Raw genomic sequence first — 4,337 nt, 5'->3', positions numbered from 1 at the left:
ATGTGGTGTGGTAACTCCATTCTACACGAGGCCGTTATGGGCTTTTTGTGTTTTCCGTCAGGTGTTGCACTTAATATTACAATTCGTCAAATAAAAAAATGAACACGCATATTGCACTAAAATTGTCATTGCACATTCAGATTTTGTTTGTTATCATTTCCCTTGAAGATGACAATGATAATCATTATCAATAATGTTTACGAATCTTGTTAGAGACTTATACATAATCTCGAGACGTAACATGGTTGATCCACTGAGATGCATTGCTACACGAAAAAGGAGATGAAACATAGTGGGAAAATTGAAGACATCCGTTATCATGAGTTCGCTCGCCGTTTTACTTGCGGCATGTGGGACTGCGAACGAAGCAAACACAACAAAGGACGGAGAAGCCAACACGTCTAAGATGGTAGAAATTACTGACGCGCACGGTACGATCAAGGTACCGGTCAACCCGGAGAAAGTGGTGGCACTCGATAACCGAACGTTCGAGACACTGGCCGCCTGGGATGTCGAGCTCGCTGCAGCCCCGGTTGGCTTATTACCGGCTGAATCGCCTTATGCCAAAGACAAAGATATCGTCGACGTCGGGATGCATTTTGAACCAAACTTAGAAGCCATTGCTGGTGTTGACCCGGATGTGGTCATCGTCGGACAACGCTTCGCTGACTACTACGACGACATTAAAAAATTAGTCCCGGAAGCCGCTGTCATCGATTTGGATGTCAAGCTACCTGAAAATTCGGGTACTCCAGGTGAACTGTTGGTCAAGGGTCTCGAAGATACGACGCAAACGCTTGGGCAAATCTTTGCCAAGGAAAAAGAGGCAGAACAACTCGTAACGACATTCGAACAATCCATCACGGATGTAAAAAAATCATATAACGGAAACGACAGCATCATGTCCGTCATCGTCTCAGGTGGAGATATCGGTTTCTCGGCTCCGATGAGTGGCCGTGTCTTCGGACCGATGTATGACATATTCGGATGGAAACCGGCACTTGAGGTCAAACAGAACTCAGGGAACGATCAAGGAGATGAAGTTTCCGTGGAAGCCATCGCGCAAAGCAATCCGGACTGGCTGCTCGTCTTGGATCGCGACGCGCCGCTTGGTGATGCGGAAGGTGCTGTTCCAGCGGAAGACGTCATCGATCGTGCACCTGCTCTTCAAAAAACAACGGCTGTTAAAGAGGATCGTATTGTTTACACACCAAAAGACATGTATTTAAATGAATCGATTCAGACCTATTCAGAGTTTTTCCAAGACGTGTCGGAAGCGCTCGTGAAGTAAATGGAGCAGTTTAAGCTACGACAAGTAAATGGAAGCGTTGAGCAGAACGCTCGACCTTCCTTTTCTGTCGTTTGGACCCCGTCGTTTGTCATAGCGGTGCTGATCATCCTCCTCCTTGCCGTCGCTTCCTTGTTTACCGGAGTCTATGAATTGAGCGGAAAAGCGAACGACTTTGATATGTTTTGGATTACACGTGTTCCAAGGACCCTGGCGCTCATGCTGACGGGTGCAGCCATGGCAATGGCCGGGCTCGTCATGCAACTGATCACCCAGAACCGCCTCGTAGAACCGACGACAACAGGAACCATTGAATGGGCAGGACTTGGTCTTTTGACCGTTTATCTGCTTGTGCCCGCACCGACGCTCATGATGCGCATGACGGGTGCCATCGTCTTCGCGTTTATCGGAACGATGGTCTTCTTTTGGTTCCTGCGATCGGTTAAACTACGTTCTTCGCTGATTGTTCCCATCATCGGACTCATGCTCGGTGCTGTCATCTCCGCCATCTCCACATTCCTCGGGTTGTTTTTTCGGGCGAGTCAAGCACTGGAAGGATGGTTCGTCGGATCGTTTGCCTCGATTCAAGTGGGGCGTTACGAATACCTGTGGATCATCATCGGTGTCACGATCTGTATCTTTTTTCTTGCCAACCGGCTGACGTTAGTTGGTCTCGGTGAAGATATCGCCACCAGCCTCGGAATCAACTACAACCGTCTGATGATGCTAGCAACAGGATTGATTGACTTGTCGGTCGGAATCGTCGCAACGGTGATCGGGAACTTACCGTTTTTGGGTCTGATCGTACCGAATCTCGTCTCCATGATGCGCGGGGACGATCTCCGAAGTAACCTGCCATGGGTATGCGTCATCGGGATGGGAACGATCCTCGTCAGTGATCTGATTTCACGCACGCTCATTAAACCGTTTGAATTACCCGTTTCACTTATTCTCGGGACGGTCGGAGCGGCTGTCTTCATTATCATTTTATTACGACAACGAACAAGAGGAGGAGTTCGATGAGTTTGATCACGGAACCAAAACCAGCGATCTATGAACGTGAACGTACGACGTCTCATACAACCGATCGGAACGCTTCGGCATTCCAATCGAAGCGATTGGAGCGACGCTACTGGATGTTGCTTTGCCTCTTTCTCTTCGGTGGACTCCTTTGTTCGTTTGGTCTCCTCGTCTACAACAATCCGGTTCCGTTCCAGTCGCCCTCCTTCTGGCCGGTCGTCGAACGGCGGATCACCGCCATCGTGACGATGGCAATCGCGGCGCTCTGTCAAAGTCTTGCGACCGTCGCATTCCATTCGGTCACCAACAACCGCATCATCACCCCGTCACTTCTCGGGTTCGATGCACTCTATTCGACGATTCAAACGTCGATGATCTTTTTCTTCGGTGCCGGAGCTTTGATTGGTTTCACAGGGACGGGAGCCTTCTTGACGCAAGTCGCCATCATGCTGGTCATGAGCTTACTGTTGTACGGCTGGCTCTTATCCGGAAAATACGCGAATTTGCAGCTCATGCTCCTGATCGGAATCATCCTCGGCACCGGGCTCAATTCGCTCTCGACCTTCATGAGACGGATGCTCGCGCCATCTGAGTTCGATATCCTTCAAGCCCGACTGTTCGGTTCGGTGACGAATGCCGATGCTGCTTATTTTCCAATCGTGATTCCGGTCGTCATCGTCGTCAGCGTATTGTTGTTGCTGTCGGCCAATCGGCTTAATGTCATCGCCCTCGGGAAAGACGTCGCGACATCGTTTGGGGTGAATCACCGCAGAAGCATCATCTATATACTGGTTCTAATTTCCTTGCTTATGTCGATGTCGACAGCGCTGATCGGTCCTTTGACGTTTTTCGGTTTTTTAGTGGCCACGCTTAGTTATCAGGTCGCATCCACGTACGATCATAAGTATGTCTTGCCGATGGCATTTTCAATCGGCTTCCTCGTTCTGACGAGCGCCTATTTTTTCATGTATCATATTTTCAATGCACCGAGCGTGGTCTCCGTCATAATCGAGCTATTCGGCGGTATGATTTTCTTAGCGGTGTTATTAAGAAAGAGGTCCCTATGATTAAATTAGAACACGTCAAAAAATCGTATACAGATCATGTCCAAATCGGTCCTATCGAGCTCGAGATCCCAAAAGCCGGTCTTACTGCGCTCATCGGACCGAATGGAGCAGGTAAGTCCACGACGCTGATGATGATCGGCCGCCTGTTGAACCTCGACGAAGGACACATCCAAGTCGCGGGAATGGATGTCTCGAGTACAAAATCAAAGGATTTGGCGAAAATCATCACGATTCTTCGTCAGGAAAATCATTTCGTGACCCGACTGACCGTTCGTCAATTGGTCGGATTTGGCCGTTTTCCCTACTCGCAAGGACGATTGACCCCAGAAGATGAAGCCATCATTTCCAAATATATCGATTTTCTCGATTTGACACAGCTTGAGAATCGATATCTTGACGAACTCTCGGGTGGACAGCGTCAACGTGCCTACGTGGCGATGGTCCTTTGCCAAGAGACGGACTATGTCCTACTGGATGAACCGCTCAACAACCTTGACATCGCACGATCCGTTCAGATGATGGGGTACCTTCGCCATGTCGCAGATGAACTGGGACGGACCATCGTTACCGTATTACATGATATTAATTTCGCTGCTAAATATTCGGACCATATCTGCGCCATGAAACATGGACAAGTCGCTGCATTTGGAACCGTCAAGGAAATCATGGTTGCCGAAACACTTTCGGACATCTTTGAGACAAACCTTGAGATCATCGACGGACCGTATGGCCCGATTGCTGTCTATTAAACCGAAATTGCTTTAAAAACAACAATCAAAAGAAGGGGCTGACTCAAAAGTTAGTCTCTACAAAGACAAGGGTAGCAGATTATAAATCTGCCACCCTTGTTTGATTTAAAAAAGAATCACTCCCTTTGATATGCTCCCCAATAGGTAGACAGATGAAATAAACAATCTGTTTTTCTATTAGGGGGGTCTTTTTTATGACAAGAACTAAGCATT

General features: G+C 48.3%; 4 protein-coding genes. All 4 read left to right on the top strand.

The window, feature by feature from the left end; all coding sequences use genetic code 11:
• The first annotated feature begins 319 nt into the window (after positions 1 to 319).
• The 4 genes from KNQ13_RS15555 to KNQ13_RS15540 are packed head-to-tail and all read left to right on the top strand — an operon-like array spanning position 320 to position 4,124.
• A complete protein-coding gene (locus KNQ13_RS15555) occupies positions 320 to 1,291 on the top strand; it encodes a siderophore ABC transporter substrate-binding protein (protein ID WP_148275207.1) in 972 nt (323 codons plus the stop codon).
• Positions 1,292 to 2,311, top strand: coding sequence for an ABC transporter permease (locus KNQ13_RS15550; RefSeq protein WP_209548548.1), 1,020 nt, complete (start codon positions 1,292 to 1,294; stop codon positions 2,309 to 2,311).
• Entirely contained in the window at positions 2,308 to 3,375 is a 1,068-nt protein-coding gene (locus tag KNQ13_RS15545; RefSeq protein WP_014970012.1) for an iron chelate uptake ABC transporter family permease subunit, read from the top strand. The genes KNQ13_RS15550 and KNQ13_RS15545 overlap by 4 nt, the downstream gene beginning before the upstream one ends.
• A complete protein-coding gene (locus tag KNQ13_RS15540) occupies positions 3,372 to 4,124 on the top strand; it encodes an iron ABC transporter ATP-binding protein (protein ID WP_014970011.1) in 753 nt (250 codons plus the stop codon). Before KNQ13_RS15545 ends, KNQ13_RS15540 begins: the two co-directional genes overlap by 4 nt.
• The last annotated feature ends 213 nt before the right edge of the window (positions 4,125 to 4,337 follow it).

This window comes from Exiguobacterium sp. s128, assembly GCF_018618815.1.
Lineage (GTDB): Bacteria > Bacillota > Bacilli > Exiguobacteriales > Exiguobacteriaceae > Exiguobacterium_A > Exiguobacterium_A antarcticum.
Note: the sequence above shows the minus strand (reverse complement) of the source record. Positions and strands in the feature narration are given on the sequence as shown.

What these genes read in the sequence shown, in the direction of transcription:
- KNQ13_RS15555 (WP_148275207.1), top strand. Translation starts at nt 320, where the DNA reads ATGAGTTCGCTCGCCGTTTTACTTGCGGCATGTGGGACTGCGAACGAA.
- KNQ13_RS15545 (WP_014970012.1), top strand. Translation starts at nt 2,308, where the DNA reads ATGAGTTTGATCACGGAACCAAAACCAGCGATCTATGAACGTGAACGT.
- KNQ13_RS15550 (WP_209548548.1), top strand. Translation starts at nt 1,292, where the DNA reads ATGGAGCAGTTTAAGCTACGACAAGTAAATGGAAGCGTTGAGCAGAAC.
- KNQ13_RS15540 (WP_014970011.1), top strand. Translation starts at nt 3,372, where the DNA reads ATGATTAAATTAGAACACGTCAAAAAATCGTATACAGATCATGTCCAA.